20 protein-coding genes are annotated in these 24,794 nt (G+C 38.8%); 14 read left to right on the forward strand and 6 right to left on the reverse strand.

Going from position 1 to position 24,794, the window contains the following annotated elements:
- Window positions 1–166 precede the first annotated feature (166 nt).
- The 10 genes from CZ225_RS19160 (at window position 167) to CZ225_RS19205 (ending at window position 9,867) form a co-directional block, all read left to right on the forward strand.
- Window positions 167–3,025, forward strand: a complete 2,859-nt coding sequence (locus tag CZ225_RS19160; RefSeq protein ID WP_077155072.1) for a M16 family metallopeptidase — start codon at window positions 167–169, stop codon at window positions 3,023–3,025.
- Window positions 3,026–3,046: 21 nt separating this feature from the next.
- A complete protein-coding gene (locus tag CZ225_RS19165) occupies window positions 3,047–4,537 on the forward strand; it encodes a DUF5687 family protein (RefSeq protein ID WP_077155073.1) in 1,491 nt (496 codons plus the stop codon).
- A gap of 38 nt (window positions 4,538–4,575) precedes the next feature.
- Window positions 4,576–5,280: an ABC transporter ATP-binding protein gene (locus CZ225_RS19170; protein ID WP_077155074.1), complete on the forward strand. Its 705-nt coding sequence runs from the start codon at window positions 4,576–4,578 to the stop codon at window positions 5,278–5,280.
- Between the two features lie 22 nt (window positions 5,281–5,302).
- A complete protein-coding gene (locus CZ225_RS19175; protein ID WP_077155075.1) occupies window positions 5,303–5,815 on the forward strand; it encodes a C40 family peptidase in 513 nt (170 codons plus the stop codon).
- 26 nt (window positions 5,816–5,841) lie between these two features.
- Window positions 5,842–6,726 (forward strand): TraB/GumN family protein, encoded by an 885-nt coding sequence (locus CZ225_RS19180; RefSeq protein WP_077155076.1) that lies wholly within the window; start codon window positions 5,842–5,844, stop codon window positions 6,724–6,726.
- 37 nt (window positions 6,727–6,763) lie between these two features.
- Window positions 6,764–7,402, forward strand: coding sequence for an HAD-IA family hydrolase (locus tag CZ225_RS19185; protein ID WP_077155077.1), 639 nt, complete (start codon window positions 6,764–6,766; stop codon window positions 7,400–7,402).
- A gap of 258 nt (window positions 7,403–7,660) precedes the next feature.
- On the forward strand, window positions 7,661–7,978 hold the full coding sequence (rplU, locus tag CZ225_RS19190; protein ID WP_077155078.1) for a 50S ribosomal protein L21: 318 nt from the start codon (window positions 7,661–7,663) through the stop codon (window positions 7,976–7,978).
- A gap of 21 nt (window positions 7,979–7,999) precedes the next feature.
- Entirely contained in the window at window positions 8,000–8,263 is a 264-nt protein-coding gene (gene rpmA, locus CZ225_RS19195) for a 50S ribosomal protein L27 (protein ID WP_025074326.1), read from the forward strand.
- A gap of 294 nt (window positions 8,264–8,557) precedes the next feature.
- Window positions 8,558–8,812 carry an NVEALA domain-containing protein gene (locus CZ225_RS19200; protein ID WP_077155079.1) on the forward strand — a complete coding sequence of 85 codons (255 nt, stop codon included), beginning with the start codon at window positions 8,558–8,560 and terminating at the stop codon, window positions 8,810–8,812.
- The gene (locus CZ225_RS19205) at window positions 8,806–9,867 is read left to right on the forward strand and encodes a BF3164 family lipoprotein (protein WP_077155080.1); all 1,062 of its coding nucleotides are present in this window, start codon (window positions 8,806–8,808) and stop codon (window positions 9,865–9,867) included. The genes CZ225_RS19200 and CZ225_RS19205 overlap by 7 nt, the downstream gene beginning before the upstream one ends.
- A 158-nt stretch (window positions 9,868–10,025) precedes the next feature.
- On the opposite strand, the gene CZ225_RS19210 is transcribed toward CZ225_RS19205, so the two are convergent.
- The gene (locus tag CZ225_RS19210) at window positions 10,026–11,861 is read right to left on the reverse strand and encodes a glycoside hydrolase family 2 protein (protein ID WP_077155081.1); all 1,836 of its coding nucleotides are present in this window, start codon (window positions 11,859–11,861) and stop codon (window positions 10,026–10,028) included.
- Between the two features lie 305 nt (window positions 11,862–12,166).
- Between CZ225_RS19210 and serS the strand changes: the two genes are divergently transcribed.
- Both serS and CZ225_RS19220 read left to right on the forward strand, forming a co-directional pair.
- A complete protein-coding gene (gene serS / locus CZ225_RS19215) occupies window positions 12,167–13,441 on the forward strand; it encodes a serine--tRNA ligase (protein ID WP_077155082.1) in 1,275 nt (424 codons plus the stop codon).
- 144 nt (window positions 13,442–13,585) lie between these two features.
- A complete protein-coding gene (locus CZ225_RS19220; RefSeq protein ID WP_077155083.1) occupies window positions 13,586–15,874 on the forward strand; it encodes a bifunctional dihydroorotate dehydrogenase B NAD binding subunit/NADPH-dependent glutamate synthase in 2,289 nt (762 codons plus the stop codon).
- A 154-nt stretch (window positions 15,875–16,028) separates the two neighbouring features.
- Here CZ225_RS19220 and panD read toward each other — a convergent pair whose 3' ends face one another.
- Window positions 16,029–16,382, reverse strand: a complete 354-nt coding sequence (gene panD / locus CZ225_RS19225; RefSeq protein ID WP_077155084.1) for an aspartate 1-decarboxylase — start codon at window positions 16,380–16,382, stop codon at window positions 16,029–16,031.
- A gap of 18 nt (window positions 16,383–16,400) precedes the next feature.
- Complete coding sequence (panC, locus tag CZ225_RS19230) at window positions 16,401–17,249, reverse strand: pantoate--beta-alanine ligase (protein WP_077155085.1); 849 nt, start codon at window positions 17,247–17,249, stop codon at window positions 16,401–16,403.
- A gap of 142 nt (window positions 17,250–17,391) precedes the next feature.
- Here panC and CZ225_RS19235 point away from each other — a divergent pair, with 142 nt between their 5' ends.
- Window positions 17,392–18,228 carry a glycogen/starch synthase gene (locus tag CZ225_RS19235; RefSeq protein ID WP_077155086.1) on the forward strand — a complete coding sequence of 279 codons (837 nt, stop codon included), beginning with the start codon at window positions 17,392–17,394 and terminating at the stop codon, window positions 18,226–18,228.
- Between the two features lie 20 nt (window positions 18,229–18,248).
- Entirely contained in the window at window positions 18,249–19,904 is a 1,656-nt protein-coding gene (locus CZ225_RS19240; protein WP_077155087.1) for a BamH family beta-barrel-assembly machinery protein, read from the forward strand.
- Between the two features lie 240 nt (window positions 19,905–20,144).
- Here CZ225_RS19240 and CZ225_RS19245 read toward each other — a convergent pair whose 3' ends face one another.
- Genes CZ225_RS19245 through CZ225_RS19255 form a run of 3 tightly spaced genes read right to left on the reverse strand, consistent with a single transcriptional unit; the run spans window position 20,145 to window position 24,788 of the window.
- Window positions 20,145–21,545: a glycoside hydrolase family 57 protein gene (locus CZ225_RS19245; protein WP_077155088.1), complete on the reverse strand. Its 1,401-nt coding sequence runs from the start codon at window positions 21,543–21,545 to the stop codon at window positions 20,145–20,147.
- Window positions 21,546–21,558: 13 nt separating this feature from the next.
- Window positions 21,559–22,833 carry a glycosyltransferase gene (locus tag CZ225_RS19250; RefSeq protein ID WP_077155089.1) on the reverse strand — a complete coding sequence of 425 codons (1,275 nt, stop codon included), beginning with the start codon at window positions 22,831–22,833 and terminating at the stop codon, window positions 21,559–21,561.
- A gap of 17 nt (window positions 22,834–22,850) precedes the next feature.
- Complete coding sequence (locus CZ225_RS19255) at window positions 22,851–24,788, reverse strand: glycogen debranching enzyme N-terminal domain-containing protein (protein WP_077155090.1); 1,938 nt, start codon at window positions 24,786–24,788, stop codon at window positions 22,851–22,853.
- Between the last annotated feature and the right edge of the window lie 6 nt (window positions 24,789–24,794).

The raw sequence follows: 24,794 nt of genomic DNA on the forward strand, positions 1-24,794 counted from the left end.
TTTGGTCGAAGTTTGAAATCAATTAGAGTTTTTAATGATCAGCCCGGAATAAGATAAACCTGAATAAAATAAGTTATCACAACGAATAATACATTATGAGTGATTTAACATTTATGACTAGCGAAACTAATAGAACAAGAATATTTTTTTAAACTAAATATAAAATATGAAACATTTATTACGTGGATTATTTATTGCAGTCTTAACGATATGCTGCAATTTCCAATTTGTGTTTGCACAGCCCATGCAAACGCTACCTGTGGACAAAGATGTCCGCATTGGTAAACTGGACAACGGGCTCACTTATTACATTCGTCACAATGCACTTCCGGAAAAACGTGCAGAGTTCTACATCGCACAAAAAGTAGGTTCTATTCTTGAAGAACCACAGCAACGTGGTTTGGCACACTTTCTGGAACATATGGCTTTTAACGGAACTAAAAATTTCCCGGGTGATGAAAATGGTTTAGGTATCATCCCTTGGTGTGAAACCAAAGGTATCAAATTCGGCACTAACCTGAATGCATACACCAGCGTTGATCAAACAGTTTACAACATCAGCAATGTTCCTACTGAAAATATAAATGTAGTAGACTCTTGTCTGCTTATTCTGCACGACTGGTCAAGTGCTATCAAATTGCTCGACAAAGAAATCGACAAAGAACGTGGTGTGATTCGTGAAGAATGGAGAAGCCGTAACAGTGGAATGCAACGTATCATGACTGATGCTTTGCCTACCTTGTTCCCGGATTCTAAATATTCAGATTGTATGCCTATCGGAAGCATCGATGTTATCAATAACTTCCCTTATCAGGACATCCGCGAATATTACGCAAAATGGTATCGTCCGGATTTGCAAGGAATCGTAATTGTAGGTGATATTAATGTAGACGATATCGAAGCCAAATTGAAGAAGGTGTTCGCTGATGTAAAAGCTCCGACAAGCCCGGCAGAACGCATCTACTATCCGGTACCTGACAACCAAGAACCTCTGATCTATATTGGTACGGATAAAGAAGTAAAAACTCCTTCTTTCAACATCTTCTACAAACATGAAGCCACTCCGGATTCAATAAAGAATACGGTCAATTATTATGCAACTCAGTATATGTTGAATATGGCAATCACCATGTTGAACAATCGTCTAGCAGAACTGATCCAGACAGCTGAACCTCCTTTCACAAGCGCAAATGCCGGTTATGGAAACTTTTTCCTTGCCAAAACCAAAGAAGCCTTCACATTGAGTGGTAGCAGCAAATTAGACGGTATTGAACTGGCTATGAAGACTGTACTACAGGAAGCTGAACGCGCACGTCGTTTCGGATTTACTGCAACAGAGTACGAACGTGCACGCGCCAATTACCTGCAAGCTATCGAAACTGCTTATAATGAACGTGATAAAAGAAAGAGTGGCGGTTTTGTAGACGAATACGTCAACAGTTTCCTCGACAATGAACCAATTCCGGGTCTTGAAGCTGAATGTGCGATCATCAAACAATTAGCTCCGCAAATTACAGTCGAATATATCAACCAAATCATGGGCCAACTGCTCACTGATAACAATCAGGTAGTTATGATGGCAGGTCCTGAAAAAGAAGGTATGAAATATCCAACTAAAGAAGAAATTGCTTCATGGTTGAAAGAGACTAAAACACTCGACGTTAAAGCGTATGAAGATAAAGTTTCTACTGAGCCTTTGCTTTCAGAAGAGCCAAAAGGTGGAACAATTGTTTCTGAAAATAGTGGAGAAATCTATGGATCAACTAAATTAGTACTTTCTAATGGTGTGACTGTATATATCAAACCGACAGATTTCAAAGCTGATCAAATCTTAATGCAAGGTATAAGCTTCGGTGGTACCAGCTTATTCCCGGACAATGAAATTCTGAATATCTCTCAAATTAACAGCGTAGCAACAGTAGGTGGTCTCGGCAATTTCAATAAAGTTGAATTGAGCAAAGCTCTTGCAGGTAAACGCGCTTCTGTAGGCACATCGGTAAGTTCATTGACAGAATCTGTTTCAGGAAGCTGCCCTCCAAGAGACTTTGAAACAATGATGCAACTGACTTATTTGTCTTTCACTGCTCCACGCAAGGATAACGAAGCATTCGAATCATACAAGAATCGTCTGAAAGCTGCTTTACAAAATAAAGATGCTAATCCGATGAAAGCATTCCAGGATACTGTATCTCATATTCTATATGGCAACCATCCTCGTATGTTGGATCTGAAAGAAGAAATGGTTGATAATATCGATTACGATCGTATCATCGAAATGTATATGGATCGCTTCAAAGATGCAAGCGACTTCAATTTCTATTTTGTAGGTAATATCAATATCGAAGAAGTTAAACCTTTAATTGCTAAATACCTGGGAGGTCTGCCTGCTATCAATCGTAAAGAGACTTTCAAAGATACGAAGATGAATATCCGTAAAGGAAACTACCAGAAAGAGTTTGCTAAGAAACAGGAAACTCCAATGGCAACTATTATGTTCCTATTCAGCGGAAAATGCAAATATGACTTGCGTAACAACATAACTCTCAGCTTCCTTGAGCAAGCACTGGATATGGTTTATACAGCCGAAATCCGTGAAAAAGAGGGTGGTACATACGGTGTAAATTGTGACGGTAGTCTGAGCCAGTATCCGAAAGAAGAACTTACTTTGCAAATCGTTTTCCAGACTGATCCTGATCCGGTTAAGAAAGCCAAATTGGCAGGTATCGTAACCGAACAGCTTCAAAAAATGGCTAAAGAAGGTCCTTCTGAAGAACACATGCAGAAGATCAAAGAATATATGCTGAAGAATTACAAAGATGCACAAAAAGAAAACAGCTATTGGCTAAGTAACTTGAATGCATATTTCTACACTGGCATTGATTCAACAAAAGGGTATGAAGAACTGATTAACAACATGACAGCAAAAGACGTAAAGGAATTCCTTGATAAGTTGCTGAAACAGAAAAATGAAATTCAAGTTACTATGACTGTACCTGAAGAAGATATTAAGAAAACAGATAAATAATATTCTTCAACAATCAACTGTATGATGATATTTAACGAATTACGCAGGCATGGACGGCTTGCTGCCAGACGGCATCCGATGTATGAGGAGAATTTAGCGGGTAAAATTATCAGCTATGTAATGGCAGCCGGTTGGGCCGGTTACTTGATACTCTTCGGTACAATACTTGCCTCTTCGTTTACAAATATGGTTCCCAATTGGGAACCATATCATGTAATGAACGGCATCGCCCTGATTTTTATTCTGGCACTGGATTTCCTGTTGCGTATTCCGTTTCAAAAAACACCGACTCAGGAGGTAAAACCTTACCTCCTGTTGCCGGTTAAAAAAAAACGTATCATCGATTTTTTACTTTTACGCTCCGGACTAAGCCTATTCAATCTATTCTGGTTGTTTCTCTTTGTCCCTTTTTCCTTCCTCACAATTACAAAATTCTTTGGCGTTTTAGGCGTTATCAGCTATCTTATAGGTATCTGGCTCATTATTCTTATTAACAACTACTGGTATTTGCTTTGCCGCACACTTATCAATGAACGTATTTGGTGGATATTGCTTCCTGTCGTTTTTTATGGCGGGATCACTTTTCTACTTATTATTCCCGATAGTCCCATATCTTCTTTCCTGATAGACTTGGGAGATGGATATATGGAAGGGAATATCCTTTATTTTCTGGGTACGATACTTATTATAGCTATTTTATGGTGGATTAACCGCAGAGTCATTTCCGGTCTAATCTATGCTGAACTGGCAAAAACAAACGATTCAAAAATCAAACATGTCTCCGACTATAAGTTCTTCGAGCGTTATGGGGAAGTGGGAGAATATATGCGACTGGAATTAAAAATGCTTTTACGCAATCGCAGCTGCAAAGGTTTGTTACGCAACACTTTCGTTTTAATTATTATGTTTAGCTGCGTATTAAGCTTTTCAAATCTTTATGATGGAGGGTTTATGCCCACCTTCATTGTCATATACAATTTCAGTGTATTTGGAATGATCATTCTTATACGAACGATGTCATTTGAAGGAAACTATCTGGATGGAATGATGTCCCGTAAAGGATCTATCCTAAGTCTATTGAGAGCTAAATATTATGTGTACAGCATAGGAGAAATTATACCATTCACATTGATGATTCCAGCTATCATAATGAACAAATTGACTTTACTGGGAGCTTTCTCCTGGTTTTTCTACACAATAGGATTTATCTATTTTTGTAACCTACAGTTAGTTGTTTACAACAAACAAACAATTCCACTGAACGAAAAAGTAACAACTCGACAAAGCAACGGCGGTATTCAGATAATCATAAGTTTATGTGCTTATGGAGTCCCCTTACTTTTATATAGTGTATTGAATGCATTGTTTGGAGAAACAATAGCTTATATCACACTTTTAATAATTGGACTGGGATTCATTCTGGCTTCACCATACTGGATAAGAAACATATATCAGCGTTTTATGAAACGCCGTTATGAAAATATGGAAGGTTTCAGAGACAGCCGCCAATAAATATACATGAAACAATAACCACTAAAATACTGAAAACCGTGATTAACATTGATAATCTTAAAAAGAACTTTGGTTCAAAGGTAGCTATCGACATAGAACATTACGAGCTTAATCAAGGTGATATGCTTGGTCTGGTAGGAAATAATGGTGCTGGTAAAACAACTCTTTTCAGGTTAATGCTGGATTTATTGAAAGCAGACAAAGGAAAAGTAATCATCAATGGTATTGAAGTCAGTCAAAGCGAAGGCTGGAAAAACTTCACCGGAGCTTTTATCGATTATAGTTTCCTGATTGATTATCTTACTCCGGAAGAATATTTTTACTTTATCGGCAAGGTATATGGATTGAACAAAGAAGAAGTAAATGAGCGACTCCTCCCCTTCGAGCGTTTCATGAGTGGAGAAATAATCGGGCAGAAAAAGTATATTCGTAACTATTCGGCCGGTAATAAACAAAAAATCGGAATTATTGCCGCCATGCTTCATCACCCGCAATTGCTGATTTTGGACGAACCATTCAATTTCCTCGATCCTAGTTCGCAATCTGTCATCAAGCATTTACTCAAAAGATATAATGAGGAGCATCAAGCTACTGTCATTATCTCCAGCCATAATCTAAATCACATTATAGACGTATGTCCACGCATTGCTTTACAGGAAAATGGTATTATTATAAAAGATATCATTAATGAGAATAGTTCTGCCGAAAAAGAGTTAGAAGATTATTTCAACATAAAAGAATAACCCCAATTAACAGCGAAAGCCCATGAAAAGACTCTTTTTACAATCCATTTTACTACTAGGACTGATCATAAGTTTCAGTTCTTGCCGTACTTCCGCCCCTCGTCTGGATTATAAAGCATTAGCAAAGGCTTCTATCCGTTTAGGAGTTGATATTAATCTTGAAGATAATCATAAACTTTATATGGAATCGGCCGACTGGATAGGTGTTCCCTATCGTGGCGGCGGAGATTCAAAAAGAGGGACAGATTGTTCAGGACTTACTTATCAAGTCTACCGGAAAGTCTACCGCACCCAACTTCCACGAAATACGGAAGATCTGAAAAAGAAAAGTAATAAAGTCAGCAAACGGAATCTCAGAGAAGGTGATCTCGTATTCTTTACCAGCAGAAACTCCGGAAAAAAAGTAGCTCACGTGGGAATATATCTAAAAAACGGGAAATTCATCCACGCCAGTACCAGTAAAGGAGTTATTGTCAGTAATCTAAACGAAGATTACTATACCAAACATTGGATATCCGGTGGAAGGATACAATAATCATCAGTTTTTAAACAGTAAGAGTCATGAAATCATTCATTGCAGCAGTTATCTTGACAGGCATATCACTTAGCGCAAATGCACAACTGTTATGGAAAATATCAGGAAACGACCTTGAAAAGCCTTCCTATATAATAGGTACACACCATTTAGCTCCACTCAGTATCAAAGATAGTATTGCCGGTCTACAAAAAGCATTCGACGAAACGCTGCAAGTATACGGAGAATTGAAAATATCAGATACACAAACACCTGCAGCTATGCAAAGAATGCAAAAGATGATGATGACCGAAAGCGATACGACATTAATGTCGCTTCTTTCAGCTGCTGACTTCGAAACAGCTAACAAAATTTGTAAGGAATACCTGAGGATGGACTTGACACTGGTACCTAAATTAAAGCCATCCGCTATACAAAATAATATAATAGTAATAGCCTATATAAAACACATCCAGAACTTTAAACCACAAGAACAACTCGATACCTATTTTCAGAACCTGGCTATTCAAAAGGGTAAAAAAGTAGAAGGCTTAGAAACAGTAGACTTCCAATTCAACTTGCTATTTAATGGTACTTCATTAAAACGCCAGGCACAGTTATTAATGTGTGTACTTAATAATATGGATGAATCAATCGATATCATGAAAAAGGTGACAGATGCCTATTCAAAACAAGATCTGGCTTCTATGCTCAGCCTCAGCGAAGAGCGCAAAGGAGATCAATGTGATCCACTCCCCGGTGAAGACGATGCTATGATTTACAACCGCAACCAGGCATGGGCAGAGAAATTACCCAGTATTATGAAAACAGCTCCAACTTTCGTAGCTGTCGGTGCTTTGCATCTTCCGGGTGAAAAAGGAGTGCTAAACTTACTGAAAAAACAAGGATATACGGTTGAACCTGTAAAATAGAAATAGGATTTTAGTACTTTTGCAGAAAAGTTTCCCAATGGACTATAAAACCTATTTATTCGACTTTGACTATACGTTAGCCGATTCATCACGCGGCATTGTTACCTGTTTCAGAATAGTACTTACCCGTCATCAGTACACTGATGTAACTGACGAAGCCATCAAACGGACCATCGGTAAAACGTTGGAAGAGTCTTTTAATATCCTCACTGGCATTACAGATCCCGAACAACTAACTGCTTTCCGACTGGAATATAGAAAAGAAGCGGATATACATATGAATGCCAATACGATTCTTTTTCCCGAGACATTGCCTACTCTGAAAGAACTTAAAAAACGGGGAGCACGTATCGGGATCATTTCTACTAAATATCGTTTCCGAATACTGGATTATCTGAATAATTACCTTCCGGAAGATTTTTTTGATATTGTTGTCGGTGGAGAAGATGTAAAAACAGCAAAACCATCAGCCGAAGGAGTACAGTTTGCATTAAAACATCTAAAAAGTACTCAAAAAGAGACTTTATATGTGGGAGACAGCACTGTAGATGCCGAAACAGCCCAAAATGCCGGAGTAGATTTTGCCGGAGTTCTTAATGGAATGACTACCGCCAACGAACTTAAAGCATACCCTCATCGAATCATTATGAACTCTTTGGCAGAGTTACTAGACTAGTATCTCTGCCACCGTAGTGGCAGAACCTTGCCAATGTAGTGGCACGACAGTGCCAAGCCTCTGGCACAACTGTGCCAATAAATTGGTAAAGAGTGTACAAAGGTTAGAAAGATTACAAATAAAAAAGCAACGAAATATTTGTCACAAACAAATAAAAATAGTACTTTTGTGCCCGATTATTCCGCAACGGGTTTAACCAAGAGTTCCTTAAGAGATTAAAGACCACCCGCCGGAGCTAACTTATACATTTATTATAAGATGTACGCAATTGTAGAAATTAACGGTCAGCAATTTAAAGCAGAAGCTGGTCAGAAGTTGTTCGTTCACCACATCGAAGGTGCAGAAAACGGTTCAACTGTAGAGTTTGAAAAAGTTCTTTTGGTAGACAAAGACGGAAATGTTACTGTAGGTGCCCCTGTAGTAGAAGGTGCTAAAGTTGTTTGCCAAGTCATTTCCAACTTGGTTAAAGGTGACAAAGTTCTTGTTTTCCACAAAAAAAGAAGAAAAGGTCATAGAAAACTGAACGGTCACCGTCAGCAGTTCACAGAGTTAACAATCACAGAAGTAGTAGCTTAATCAATTTAAAAGTAAGAAGAAATGGCACATAAAAAAGGTGTCGGTAGTTCTAAGAACGGCCGCGAATCACATAGCAAAAGATTAGGCGTTAAGATATTTGGTGGCGAAGCTTGCAAAGCAGGTAACATCATCGTTCGTCAAAGAGGTACTGAATTCCATCCGGGTGAAAACATCGGTATGGGTAAAGACCACACTCTTTTCGCTTTAGTAGATGGTACAGTAAGTTTCAAGGTAGGTAAGGAAGATAGAAGATATGTTTCTATCGTTCCTGTATCTGAGGCATAATCGTACAACTGAAAATAGTTTTAAGAAAGGAGATGTAATCGTTCGGATTACATCTCCTTTCTTTTTCTCATCCGAGAAACATGATGCTATCCTAAACCAAAATTACAATAGGTCAGAAATAGTCAGCAAAATAGTAGATTTTCCCACTTTTATTTCCCATTTTTGTCTAATAACATATTTTAAATAGTTCAGAAAACATGCATCATTCATCAATATTATAGCTATAATAGAAAGGAGGATAACAAAAAATATTGCATGAAAGTAACCATTTAATAACTCAAAATCATAAAAAAGATGAAGAAGATTATCAAAGTAACATTTTTATCAGTAATTACGTTAATAGTGGGATATAATGTTTATCGCACACAACTGGTAAAACCAATATCAAAGCTAATATTAGCGAATATAGAGTCATTAGCCCAAGAAGAACACTTCAGATGCGACAATTCAAACGGATACCGCAGAATATTGAGTGGAGAAGAAAGAATCTATGATTGTTGCTACAAAGAACAAACCGGAAAAGAAAAAGATGATTGTAAAAGATGGTAAATAAAGCATTCTACCTAAAAACATCAAAGCTAGTGTATACACTTGCCTTGATGATAGTTTTCTTCTCTAGTTGTACGCAATCACAAAAATCAAAAGAAAAAATTCCCGTAATTGCGAAAAACCTAAAAGATAAATTATCAATCGAAGTTGATTCCTTAAAATTACCATTTATATTCTATCCAGAAAGATGGTTTTTAAACAATAATCAGCTTTATGTACTTAACAACAAAGATTCTTCCTTTCTTTCCATCTTCGACCTATATACACAGAAGCTCATACAATGGGGAAAAATCGGTAATGGACCAAATGAGTATATTATCCCATCTTTATGCCGTATGAAAAAAAATGGAAATGTAGGCATTTATTCAAATGCTCTGAATATAATGAACATCTACCAAACAAAGGCAGATTCACTCATTCACACACATACATTCCACTTCCCTATTTGGAGTAAAGAACATGGAATTCCCAAATCATATACCCGAATGCAACAATATGATGACAGCTTGTTTATAGGAACAAGTTTTATGCCTAAGGAGATTGCAGTAGAACTATTAAACTTGAAAACAGAAAAAGTAGTAGATGCAGTAGATTTCTCATTAAAACCTTCAGAAAATGATTATTCTGGTCCTTATGAATGCAAGATCTCAGTAAGTGATAACTATATGGCTATCGCTTATAGATATATTAATCGTTTGGAAGTTTATCAAATTTCCTCTCTTGGTTTTAATCTAAAATTTATTATTGGAGACGACAAACTCCAAAACGATTTATACAATAAAGATCGGGATGATGAAATGATTTACTATTATTCAGATGTGATTTGTGGAAAAAATACGATATATGCAATCTATCAAGGAACGCAAGTACAAAATTTATCAAATGTTCGGAGTTCATTAGAAATCTACAATTTAGAAGGTGAAAATCTAAATACAATCAATTTAGGAAGATACATCAGCGACATTGTCATTGACGAAACAAGCAATATTGTATATGCTTGCGATAAAAATATAGAAGATGATTATCTATATTACTACCAACTTCCTCCCTCTTAATAACAATTTAGTGGAATGAAAATATCTGAATCTTAGAACTGGCACATTGATTATCGAACAAAAAAATGAGATGTAATTCAGGCAATTACATCTCATTTTATCCTATATAACAGCAAAAGAGATTCCCATACAAGATTCTTGAGCAACAAGGCACATTTCTATTTCTTTTTTCGCGTACTCTTTATTACATCTTGATTTATCTGTTTCACCTTATCAAGATCCATCTTTTCCACTTTTCGATCATAAGTAACCAGACCGTTTATCTCATGTTCCACATCCGTAGTTTGTGTGTAGATAGCTGTACTCAATCCAAAATATTTAATCATCTGCTCTAATTCAGTAGCCATCAACACATAAGTATCCGTTAAATGGTCCTTATTCAACATCATCTCATAAGCATCATTACGTACAGGCCACATATGTCCACGCACAAATAAACCTTTTCCTCCGAATTCTCCAAGGGAAGCCCCCCTTTTATCAGTTGGCCGAGGCATTGCCTGAGGTTCTATCTTACCATAATGGTGCATATCTACAAAATCACCATTACCGGGATCTCCGTATGCCTTACGATATCCGGGAGCATAGTTGTATCCGGACATTCCATTTACCAGACGGCTGGAATCATATTTCTTCACCCAATCAGTAATGTCAGTTGCTTCAAAAGCTCCCCAGTTCTCATTAAACGGAACCCACATTACAATAGATGGTGAACTAACATGCTGGTCAATCATCACTTTCAATTCATCACGAAACTGTTTGCGAACAGCCACAGAATCTGCATCATCAGGCTCCCAAAGGTTAGGCATATCTTGCCAAACCATCAACCCAAGTCGGTCACAGTGATAATACCAACGTTGAGGTTCAACCTTAATATGTTTACGAATCACGTTAAATCCTGCACGTTTAGCTAACTCAATATCATACAACAAAGCCTGTTCCGTAGGAGCAGTAAATGCACCGTCAGGCCAATAACCTTGATCCAAAAGGCCGATGTGAAAAACAAATTCTCCATTCAACAAAGGACGAAGCACCCCATCTACCTTACCCATAGTAACCGAGCGCATACCAAAATAAGAAGATATTTCGTCTATTATCTTTCCTTTCCGGTCTTTCAACTGCAATTTCAATTCGTATAAAAAAGGATCATCCGGACTCCACAAACGAGGATTCTGAATAGGCAGATAAAAAGTGGTATTGGAACTTCCATTTGATTTTGCAACTTCCGAATTTCCGTTACTGGCAATTGCAGTCACTGTCAATCCCGGATTATCACTATAGGCTACTACTTCCAGACGGTTATTCTTCACATCAGGCACAAGCTTTATATGAGAAATATATTGTTTCTCTACCGGTTCAAGCCAAACTGTCTGCCAAATACCCGAAGTATAAACATAATCACCACGAGGTCCGTTCTTTCCCGAAGCAGCCCGACCATCATTCGGGTCGTAGGCACCTACCACGAGAACGTTTTCGCCCGATTTCAAGTAATCAGTGATATCAAAGCTAAAAGCATCATAACCTCCCGTATGAGTCCCAACTTTCTTACCATTTACAAACACTGACGAGATACGGTCCACCGCACCAAAATTCAGTAGTACATTCTTGCCTTTCCATTCTTTCGGAACAACAAAATTACGTCTATACCACAAGCAAGTATCCCCTTTACGAGCTATACCGGATAATTCTGCTTCAGGAGGAAATGGTACACGTATTTTTTCTGTGTTAGCAGGAAAGACAGGAGGGGTAGTAGCAGTAACGGGATCAGATAATTTTTTACCACCCATATAGTCCCACATTCCATTCAAATTCAACCACTTGTAACGCACCATCTGTGGACGAGGATATTCTGGAAAAGGAACTTTAGTAGCTAATGCTTCCGCTGTCCAAGGTGTAGGCAATGTAAACTTTTCCAAGTTTTGTGCCTTTACATTGAAAACGCCTCCAGATAAAAGCAAGAGGCAAAAGATAAACCAAGTAATGACATTTTTTCTCATAATAATAGTTTTATAATGTATTTGATGAATACGTTGATAACAAGATCATTCCCTAAAGAACGTCATAGCATTTTCATTAATCAAGTCCCAAAGATAGTATTTTGTAAGTAATATATCACTTTTATCAAAAGATATATTTAGATGTCAGAGGAAGACAAATATACACTTTATGGATAAAAAAGCATATATTCTTAGATTTTACGGCAATTATTATACGTAAAATGTATAATAACTATGCCTACATATCTTTTTTTGCTCTATCTTTGTAACTTGAAACAAAGAAAGTTCAAAAAAAGTATATAGATATGCTTACTATTAAACAAATTACAGAAAACACAGAGGCGGTGCTCCGCGGACTGGAAAAAAAGCATTTCAAGAATGCAAAAGAAACGATCGATCAGGTTATCGCTTTCAATGACAAGAGACGTAACACACAAAATCAATTAGATAAGAATCTGGCAGAGGTTAATTCCCTTTCACGTACTATCGGACAACTAATGAAAGAAGGTAAGAAAGAAGAAGCCGAAACAGCCCGCGCCCGTGTTGCCGAATTGAAAGACATCAATAAAGAGCTGGATGCTACAATGACAGAAGCTGCCACTGATATGCAGAACTTACTTTATACCATTCCTAACATACCTTATGATAGTGTACCTGAAGGTGTAGGTGCCGAAGACAACGTTGTGGAGAAAATGGGTGGAATGGAAACTGAACTTCCTAAAGACGCACTTCCTCATTGGGAATTAGCAAAAAAATATGATTTGATTGATTTTGATTTGGGTGTTAAAATCACTGGTGCCGGTTTTCCTGTATATAAAGGTAAAGGTGCCCAACTTCAACGTGCACTTATTAATTTCTTTTTGGATGAAGCCCGTAAATCAGGATATACTGAAATTATGCCGCCGACTGTGGTTAATGCAGCTTCCGGTTATGGTACAGGACAGCTTCCTGACAAAGAAGGACAAATGTATCATTGCGAAGTAGATGATTTATATCTGATTCCTACAGCAGAAGTTCCTGTTACCAACATTTACCGTGATGTAATTTTAGAAGAGAAACAATTGCCAATCATGAACTGTGCCTATACTCAATGTTTCCGTCGCGAAGCCGGGTCTTATGGCAAGGATGTACGCGGCTTAAACCGTCTGCACGAATTCTCTAAAGTGGAACTGGTCCGCATCGACAAACCGGAACACTCCAAACAATCTCATCAAGAGATGCTGGACCATGTAGAAGGTTTATTGCAGAAACTAGAACTTCCCTACCGTATCCTTCGTCTTTGCGGTGGTGATATGAGTTTTACAGCTGCTCTCTGTTTTGACTTCGAAGTATATTCTGAAGCACAAAAACGTTGGCTGGAAGTTAGTTCCGTATCCAACTTCGATACGTATCAGGCTAACCGCCTAAAATGCCGTTACCGTAGTGCAGAAAAGAAAACAGAACTTTGTCATACATTGAACGGCTCGGCACTAGCATTACCCCGCATCGTTGCTGCTTTACTAGAAAATAATCAGACTCCGGAAGGCATCAAGATTCCGAAAGCATTGGTTCCGTACTGTGGTTTCGATATAATTGACTAATATCTTTTCATATTCAATATCAAAAAGCCACTCATCAAAAGAGTGGCTTTTCTTTTTTATATTTCAGAAATAAGATGTATCTTTGTCGAAATTTACATCATTCTGATAGCAGTTACGTAACAATTCCAACAAAAATATTAGATAATGAACAAAATCATTAGCAAAGAACGTTTTTCAGAAAAAGTTTTTAAACTTGTAATTGAAGCTCCTTTGATTGCCAAATCCCGCAAGGCCGGGCACTTCGTGATTGTGCGTGTGGGTGAAAAAGGAGAACGTATGCCTTTAACTATTGCCGGTTCTGATATAAAAAAGGGTACTATCACTTTGGTAGTCCAGGAAGTCGGCCTCTCCTCTACCCGCCTTTGTGAATTAAACGAAGGTGATTATATAACAGATGTAGTAGGTCCGCTAGGGCAAGCTACCCATATTGAAAACTTCGGAACTGTAGTTTGTGCCGGTGGTGGTGTAGGTGTTGCTCCTATGCTTCCTATCGTGCAAGCCTTGAAAGCTGCCGGAAATAGGGTAATTACTGTATTGGCAGGTCGCAATAAAGACCTCATCATCTTGGAAAAAGAAATGCGCGAAAGTTCAGACGAAGTTATTATCATGACTGATGACGGTTCTTACGGTCGTAAAGGTCTGGTTACAGAAGGCGTGGAAGAAGTGATCAAACGCGAAAAAGTAGATAAATGTTTCGCTATCGGTCCCGCCATCATGATGAAATTCGTTTGTTTACTTACTAAGAAATATGAAATCCCAACTGAAGTATCATTGAATACAATCATGGTAGACGGTACGGGAATGTGTGGTGCTTGCCGTATCACTGTTGGAGGAAAAACTAAGTTTGTTTGTGTAGATGGTCCTGAGTTCGACGGTCACCAAGTTAACTTTGATGAAATGCTGAAACGTATGGGCGCGTTCAAAAACATTGAACGTGAAGAAATGCACAAACTGGAACCCGAATGTGAAGCCACCAAAGAAATAGATGAAAAAAGCCGTAACGCTGCATGGCGACAGGAATTGCGTAAATCAATGAAAGCGAAAGAACGCACTGCTATTCCTCGCGTTGAAATGAATGAGCTTGATCCCGAATATCGTTCACATAGTCGTAAAGAAGAGGTGAATCAAGGATTAACTGCTGAGCAAGCAGTCACCGAAGCTAAGCGTTGCCTTGACTGTGCCAATCCGGGATGTATGGAAGGATGTCCTGTAGGTATTGACATTCCTCGTTTCATCAAGAATATCGAGCGTGGTGAATTCCTCGAAGCGGCAAAGACATTGAAAGAAACAAGTGCACTTCCGGCTGTTTGTGGTCGTGTTTGTCCACAGGAAAAACAATGTGAATCCAAATGTATTCATTTGAAAATGAACGAAAAACCGGTAGCAGTCGGTTATCTGGAACGTTTTGCTGCAGATTATGAACGCGAAAGCGGTCAAATCTCCGTTCCCGTCATTGCAGACAAGAATGGTATCAAAGTAGCTGTGATAGGTTCTGGACCTGCCGGACTGTCATTTGCAGGAGATATGGCTAAATACGGTTATGATGTAACCGTATTCGAAGCACTGCATGAAATCGGTGGTGTCTTGAAATATGGTATTCCAGAATTCCGCTTGCCCAATAAGATCGTTGATGTTGAAATTGAGAATCTCTCTAAGATGGGAGTCAAATTTATCAAGGACTGTATTGTAGGAAAGACAATCAGTGTAGAAAATTTGCAAGAAGAAGGATTCAAAGGAATATTTGTGGCTTCCGGAGCCGGGTTACCTAACTTTATGAATATACCGGGCGAAAATTCCATTAATATCATGTCTTCCAATGAATACCTGACTCGTGTTAATCTGATGGATGCAGCCAGTGAAGATTCCGATACTCCGGTAGCTTTTGGTAAAAACGTAGCAGTTATTGGTGGTGGAAATACAGCAATGGATTCTGTACGTACTGCCAAACGCCTGGGTGCTGAACGTGCCATGATCATTTATCGTCGTTCGGAAGAAGAAATGCCGGCACGTATTGAAGAAGTAAAACATGCCAAAGAAGAAGGCATTGAATTCCTCACCTTACATAATCCGATCGAATATATTCCGGATGAACAAGGCCGGGTAAAACAAGTTGTTCTTCAAAAGATGGAGCTAGGAGAACCGGATGCTTCGGGACGCCGTAGCCCTGTAGCTATTCCGGGAGCAACAGAAACAATTGATATTGACCTGGCTATTGTTAGTGTCGGTGTATCGCCAAACCCAATTGTTCCAAGTTCTATTAAAGGTCTGGAAGTTGGCCGTAAAGGTACTATTGCTGTCAATGATAATATGGAGTCTTCCATTCCGATGATTTTTGCAGGTGGTGACATCGTACGTGGCGGTGCGACAGTAATCCTAGCAATGGGTGATGGCCGCAAAGCTGCTGCCGCTATGAATGAGCAATTACAAAAATAAAAGCTAGGCATTATCAAAATTGATAATCGCTAATATTAATGATAGAGTGATATGCTATATTTAAATATAGCATATCCAATATATACTCATAAAAAATCCTTGACTGCTTATGCAATCAAGGATTTTCTTTTTCATATAAAAGAATTGTTCTCTCTTACTTCACTACTTTGTTCGTTGCCGGATCCGGGAAAATCACAGTCGGTTTAAACGCCTTCGCTTCCTCAAAATCCATTAGTGCATACGACATAATAATCACAATATCATCTGGTTGCACCTTACGGGCAGCAGCACCATTCAGACAAATCTTACCGGAACCTCGCTCACCTTTGATAATGTAGGTTTCAAAGCGTTCGCCGTTATTGTTATCAGCGATATACACCTTTTCTCCCGGGATCATGTTCGCTGCATCCAGTAGGTCTTCATCAATCGTGATACTACCCATATAGTTCAAATTGGCCTCTGTGACACGTGCGCAATGAATTTTAGACTTCAACACTTCAATCATCATAAGGTTTCGTCTTTTAAATTAGAGTTCGTTATATTTAATATTATCAATCAGACGAACTTCACCACAGAACACTGTTATACAGCCAACTGCATATGAAGTATCCTCCCAATTGCTTATCTTTTGCAAAGTGTTTCCATCTACAATTTCGAAATACTCCAAACGTAATCCCGGAGCATCTTCTATCGCATCTTCCACCATTTTTTGCGTCTCACTTACAGTATGCGAGGCTGCAAAGGTACGACTTTTAAAGATTGTCTGAGAAATTTTTAAGGCATTTTCACGTTCTTCAGCTGACAAACGTTTATTCCGGCTACTTAAAGCCAGTCCATCTTGTTCACGAACAATCGGACAGCCTACAATTTCCAATTTATATTTCATCTGACGAACCATCTCACGAATAATCGCCAACTGCTGAAAATCTTTCTCACCAAAATATGCACGATCCGGTGTTACCGCATCAAACAACTTGCTGACAATCTGGCAAACGCCATTAAAATGTCCCGGGCGGAAAGCCCCCTCCATTACCGTATCCAGCGGAGCATAGCTAAACTGACGAGTATCCGGTTGCGGATACATTTCTTCTACAGACGGGGCAAAAACAAATGTCACTCCGCAATCTTCCAACAAGCGGCAATCAGCATCCAACGTACGTGGATATTTTGCTAAATCATTTTTATCATTAAACTGAGTGGGATTTACAAAAACACTCACTACTGTTACGTCATTCTCATTTGCACTACGCTTTACCAGCGATGCGTGTCCTGCGTGTAAAGCACCCATTGTGGGCACCAGTCCTACCTTCTTACCCTGGGCTTTCAGAACTGTCAATTCAGTCTGTAAGTCCTTGATAGTGTGTATTACTTTCATTTTCTTTAATTGGTTTATGTTTGGGTCTTTTGCAAAAACTCTGCAAAATAAACTAATATTTGCCACATAAAGAAAGAATATGCTATTTAAAGTTCCTTTTTTTTGCTATCTTTGCAAAATATTATAGTGAACTATTGTTATTATGACAAAGGCGAATAAAGTTTTATTTATTACACAAGAGATTACACCTTACATTTCAGCATCCGAAATGGCCAACATAGGTAGGAACCTGCCACAGGCAATCCAGGAAAAAGGCCGTGAAATCAGAACCTTTATGCCCAAATGGGGAAATATCAATGAACGCAGAAACCAATTGCATGAAGTGATTAGACTCTCGGGGATGAATCTGATTATTGACGATACTGACCATCCACTTATCATAAAAGTTGCTTCTATCCAATCTGCTCGTATGCAGGTGTATTTCATCGATAATGATGACTATTTCCAGAATCGTCTGCAAACGGCGGATGAAAATGGTGTGGAATATGATGATAACGACAGCCGTGCAATTTTCTATGCACGAGGAGTGTTGGAAACAGTGAAGAAACTTCGTTGGTGTCCGGACGTTATTCATTGTCACGGTTGGATGACAGCATTAGCACCTCTTTATATAAAGAGAGCTTATAAGGATGAACCTTCCTTCCGCGATGCAAAAATAGTATTTTCTGTATACGAAGATGATTTCAAGAATACATTTAGTGAAGACTTTGCCAACAAACTAATGTTGAAAGGTATTGCTAAGAAAGATTTGGCTTCTCTGAAAGAGCCAGTAGACTATACAACTCTTTGTAAACTAGCAGTCGATTATTCTGACGGAGTAATCCAGAACAGCGAGAAAGTAGATCAATCCATTATCGAATACGCCCGTCAATCAGGCAAATTGGTACTCGATTACCAGAATCCGGATAACTATGCAGATGCTTGTAACGAATTCTATGATCAGGTATGGGAAGCTACAGCAAACCAAATAGAAGAATAAAAAATCAAGAAACGACGATCATGAAAGCAAAATATGCCTTGATAACCTTACTAGCAATCACATTTTGGGGATGTGATGATAGCACTGCCGGACTGGGATTAGGAATATTTCCGGAAAGCGATCAAAATATAAGCGGAAGATTAACAACATTTGATGTGACAACAAACTCCGTTCCCACTGGTCAGATCTACGCAAAAACCAATATCGGTTATGTAGGTAAATTTACTGATGATTATTTTGGAGCTTATCAGGCCGGTTTTCTAGCGTCCATAAACTGTCCGGAGAAATTAACTTTTCCGGGAGTTTATAAAAATAACGCTTTAAATGATAAAGGTGAACCATATAATTATATGGTAATAGAGCCGAGCGATGATATCCAATTAATTTATGACAATGATGAGAACAAGCCAATCGGAGAACCCATCGGTAACATCCATACTGTTGAACTTTATTTATGGTATAACAGCTATTTCGGAGATTCATTGACGGCTTGCCGTTTAAGTGTTTATGAATTAAACAAAAAATTGGAACTCAAAGACAATCCCTATTATACTGATATTGATCCGAATAATTATTATGATAAGGCAGATCTATTAGGAAGCAAGGCTTATTCAGCCGTTGATCTGTCTGTAAAGGATTCTATTCGTAACCTAGATAGTTATACGCCCTACGTCTACCTCAATCTCGACAAAGACATTTCCTATAAAGTCGGTGGAGAAATCTTAAGAGCTTCAAGGCAAGCAGATAAAGCAGGTGCAATTTTTGATTACAATAAATTCAGTGATGTTTTCAAAGGTGTCTATGTGAAAAGTGATTATGGGGACGGAACAATACTCTATGTATTCCAAGTTGAAATGAATGTGGTTTACAAATGTTATGCAGTAGACGAAACAACTGGTAAAAAACTTAAAAAGTCAGGTAGTACGGCAGATTCTACCTATTATTATAAACGCAGTTTCATATCTACCCGTGAGGTAATCCAAGCAAATCAATTAAGCAATGATCCGGTAAAAATACAAGAATTAATTGATCAGGATAATAATACCTATATTAAATCTCCGGCCGGTATCTTTACTCAAGCCACACTTCCTATCAATGAGATCAATGAGAAACTGCAATTAGATACTTTAAATGCTGTAAAACTAACATTCTCTAATTATAATCAATCAAGTGAGAATAAGTTTGGAATGACTTATCCATCTACCGTAATGCTGATACGTAAGAAATATAAAGACTCATTCTTCGAAAAAAATCAGCTGGCAGATAATAAATCATCTTACTTAACTACCCATTCCAGCACAAGCAATCAATATGTTTTTAATAATATTACAAATTTAATAAATGATTGTCTGGACGATGGAGAGAGAGAAGAAGCGGAAAAGAAGTTTAAGAATCATGAAACAATAACACTCAGCTTCACTAATTCTAAAGGTGAGACAGAAACTGTAACTGTTGATAACATAACCGATTGGGAGAAATATAGCGACTGGAATAAAGTGTTACTCATTCCTGTTCTTATTACTTATGATAATGCGACCTCACAAAATAGACAAATTATCAGTGTACAGCATGACTTAAAGCCCAGCTATGTACGTCTGAAAGGTGGCAGCAAAGGTATTGATGATCCAAACTATAGATTAAAGCTTGAAGTCGTTTCCACTAACTTTGGAGACTAATATATAAAAAACTATCATTTCCCTATAAAGAACAGCTCAAATCCTAAAAGAGAGCTATTCTTTATAGGGATTTTTATTGAAAGTAATCCTGCAATCAGGCAATTGACATATCAAAAGGGAAGAAGAATCAATTATAACCTTGACTCATCTCTATATAATTATTTGACTTACCTATATAAATAAAAAAGTCGCCTCTTTTTCTATACAGAGGCGACCATTCTCTAAATTCTATTATTATATCTATTCTTCATTTTTCGCAGTTTTCTTAGGACGCGTAGTTGCCTTCTTAACCGGCTTCTTTGTTGCCGGCTCCTTTTTCGCTGCAACCATTTTAGCAGCTTTCACAGCTTCCTTCTCTGCTTTATTCTGCCATTTAGCAACTTCTTTTTGCAGATCGGCAATCTCTTCTCCCTGATTCTTAATAGTAGTCAGCAGAGAATTAAGCTCCTCATTATCCACATCAATAGGATACAACGAATCTACTCGCTTAATAAAGTCACCCAAGATATTCATGTAGTTCGTAAAAGCATCATAAGGAGAATCATAAATACCCCGATTCAACCAGATACCCGTATTCTTAGTCGTCATGAAACGGAAATTATTACTAGCTTGCAAATAATCCCAGTCCTGTTTGATACGACGGTCATCACAGAGATGAACACGTTCTGCCACACTATACAACTTATTGAAAGCCTCACGTTGCAGGATATTACCCAGCCAACTACTAGTATCTCTTTCTTCATCCACCCATGACATTGGATAAGGAACATCCAATTGTGAAACAGACTTTAATTTCGTAACAATCTCAGTCGGAGTAGAGAATGTGATACCTTTAGCTTTTGCACATTCCGGCAAAGCCTTCAGGAATTCAAGAATATTAGAAGACAAAGGCTGAGCCATGCCTAATGCAGCCAGTTCCATAAAGATATTAATCACTTGTTCTTCTTGCGGCAATGCGTCAATCCAACTAATATATTTATCAGCAAACAATGGATATTCCGCCCACTCCGAGTTAGAGAAACGCAAACTAATATCATCAGATAATTTGAAATCCCTCAATAACAATTTTAAGCTGGGAGCCTGATTACAATGATATACATAGTGAGGGCTCTTCCATCCCAAAACAGGTTTAGCACCTTCCGTCAGCATTCCTTTAAAGCCCATAGAAGCTACCATACCACCAATCTCATCCGAGTAAATCAAACTAGAGTTACGGAACACCTTCGGCTCCTTACCGAACATTTGTTTCATCTTATCACGCTGGCGAAGCACCTCTTCGCGGAAGCAATCTTCATTAGCCAATGATGACAAGCCATGCGAGTAAGGTTCGCAAAGGAATTCACAACAGCCCGTATCATTCAATTGATGAAGCAAGTCGATCACAGCCGGAGCATGGATTTCAAGCTGTTCCAAAGCGACTCCCGAAATGGACAATGCGACTTTAAAAGCACCTTCCGATTTCTTAGCCATCTCAATCAAAGTATTGAGCGCAGGAATGTAAGAACGTTCGGCAACTTCATTCATACCGGTTTCATTCGCATAGTCATCATAATAATAATGATCAGTACCAATATCGAAGAAACGATAACGTTTCAAATGTATAATCTGATGTATTTCGAAATAAAGACAGATAGTTCTCATAGTCTATAATCTTTTATTGTTTACCATAATTTTTTATAACCTCATCATAGATACCACGTACCTTGTATCCGACATTCTCCCATTTAATCTCGTCTACTTCCCGTTTACCCTCTTCTTTCAGGTAATTGTACATTGCCGGATAAGTACAAATAGAGTAAATGGCATCCGCCATCGCATGAATATCCCAATAATCCGTTTTGATACAGTTTTCCAGAATCTCGGCACAACCGGATTGTTTGGAAATAATAGTAGGTACACTACACTGCATGGCTTCCAGCGGAGAAATACCAAATGGTTCGGAAACAGAAGGCATGATATATACATCACTTGCTTTGAGAACTTCATATACCTGTTTTCCCTTCATGAATCCCGGAAAATGGAAACGATCAGCAATACCACGTTCAGCTACCAGACGAATCATCTGATCCATCATATCACCGCTACCAGCCATTACAAAACGGACGTTGCGCGTACGATGTAATACCATAGCAGCAGCTTCTACGAAATATTCCGGTCCCTTTTGCATAGTGATACGCCCCAAGAAAGTCACCACTTTTTCATTCGGTTTCTTTAGCGGAACAATATTCTGGATCTCCTGTGATAGTGGAGAAACAGCATTGTGTACGGTAGATACCTTCCTAGGATCCTGATAATACTTATGAATCACCGTTTGACGAGTTAGTTCGCTCACACACATAATGTGGTCAGCATGATCCATTCCATTCTTCTCAATGGCATACACTGTCGGATTCACATTGCCACGACTACGGTCAAAGTCGGTTGCATGCACATGAATCACTAAAGGTTTGCCGGACACTTGTTTGGCATGAATGCCTGCCGGATAAGTCAGCCAGTCATGAGAGTGAATAATATCAAACTCTTGTTGACGGGCTACCACACCTGCCACAATAGAGTAATTATTAATCTCCTCATGCAAATTGTCCGGATAGCGTCCGGAGAACTCGATACACCCTAAATCATTAGTATGAAGATAATTGAAATCAGCATAAATATGATCACGCAAATCATAGTATAATTGCGGATCCATATAACTGCCCACACGGCTTTTCACATAATCCCAATCGACATTTCTCCAGACTATAGGCGTACTGTTCATACCGATAATTCTCAAAAAACTTTGGTCCTCGTCTCCCCATGGTTTAGGGATACAGAAAGTGATTTCCAGATCATTCTGCAGAGACATTCCTTTCGTCAGACCATAACTGGCAGTTCCTAAACCTCCTAAGATATGCGGGGGGAACTCCCATCCAAACATTAAAACTTTCATCTTCGTTCCTCCTCCTTTTAATAATACTTAGACAACAGCTTCAGAATACGCAGCACTTCGGCAACATTCATAGCAAACGAAACGGCTCCACGACCTTTGAAAGGCGGGTTACCATCAAACAATTCGGGTAATGAACTAATACAATGAATGGTCAGTTCATCTTCCAGTCCGATAAGCTGACGCTCTACGAACGATAAACCACTCATTTTATAAATACGAAGATAGGCTTCCATATAAAATCCCATCAACCATGGCCAAGCCGTACCCTGATGGTAAGCATAATCACGCTGTATCTGAGGACCAACATAATTCGGGCTATATCCCCCACTTTTCGGACTCAATGTACGGAGCCCTTTCGGAGTCAGTAACTCTTTGGTTACAATATCAAGCACTTGTTTCTTTTGTGCCCTATCCAGAGGAGAATAATCAAATGCGACGGTAAAAATCATATTGGGACGTACGCTCCAATCCATCATATTCCCGTCTACATAATCAAGTAAGTAACCGTATTCGTTACGGAATACTTCAATAAAAGATTGAGCTGTTACTTCTGCTTGTGCATCGAGCGAATCAGCCAAATGAACATTGCCTCCTTCGCGAACCAGATCGGCAATGAAGCGCAGCGCATTATACCACAAAGCATTAAACTCAACAATATATCCTGTACGGGGAATTACCGGACGCCCGTTTACCGTAGAGTTCATCCACGTAATTGCCTTATCCACGCCGTTAGCAAAAAGCAAGCCATTCTCATGCAGGAATAGATTCTCATGTTTCCGCTGACGGATAAATTCCATGATATCAACCAGCAATTCACCATACTTCCGGCGGCATTGTTCGCGGGAAGTCTCCTTAGCATATTGCTGCAAAGCCCAAACCGCCCACAATAAAACGTCGGGATGATCCATTTCGTAGATCTTGTATCCTACCGGTTCCTCATTGATAAAGTTACGAATCGCCTTTTCAGCAGTTTTCATCACATCTTCAAATTGGTCCACCTCGTCAATGGCAAGTGTCAATCCCGGCAGAGAAATAAACAAATCGCGGGCACGACACTTAAACCAAGGGTAACCGGCAAGAATATAATGTTCATCTCCCTGTTGATTATGGAATTGGTGAGCCGAATTCTTCAAGCAATGATAGAAACTATCACGCGGAGTACGGTCGGCAACCTCCGCATCAAATATTTGTTTCAACTTACGGGGAGTGATCTCGGATGTTCCGGCAGAAAAGACAATACTTTCACCTTTCTTGATATCTACCTCAAAATACCCAGGCACGTAGAGATCTTCATTAAAATCGTATCCACGTTCCTGCTCTTTCGGATACTCGATTCCCCGATACCAGTCAGGCTGAAAAACAAATTCACATTTCTTATTCAACTGCATAAACAGCTCCGGATAACCGGGATACATACAAGTCTTGATACCATTCTCTACAATCTGATAATCGCGGCTCGCCTGCGAGTTCTCATGCGTATATTCACGCACACTGCGGAAAGCCAGAAAAGGTCTGAAACGCAAGGTGGTAGCCGAATGCGCGTCAAGCAATGTATAACGAATCAGAATTCTATTCTCATGGTGTACAAAGATTTTTTCTTTTCGTAGAACCACACCTCCAACACGGTAAGTTGTCGCCGGGATATGTTCACAATCAAACTCACGAATATACTTATGTCCATTCGGACTAAAGTGGTTTCCTTGATATTTATGTAAACCCAAGTTAAACTCCGCACCGTGTTGAATTACCGTTTCATCAAGAGAAGATAGCAGCACATGATTTTCATCGTCGAGGTTTGGCACAGGAATCACCAACAGCCCGTGATATTTGCGTGTGTTACAATCAACAATCGTTGTACAATGATAAGCTCCTGCTTTGTTCGTCCGGAGAATTTCCCGTTGCAGGGATTCTTCCAGATTCGTCATGAGGGTCTTGTCAAATCGTAAATAACTCATAGTTGT

Origin of the sequence: Bacteroides bouchesdurhonensis, from assembly GCF_900155865.1 — a bacterium.
In the GTDB taxonomy this organism is placed as follows: domain Bacteria; phylum Bacteroidota; class Bacteroidia; order Bacteroidales; family Bacteroidaceae; genus Bacteroides; species Bacteroides bouchesdurhonensis.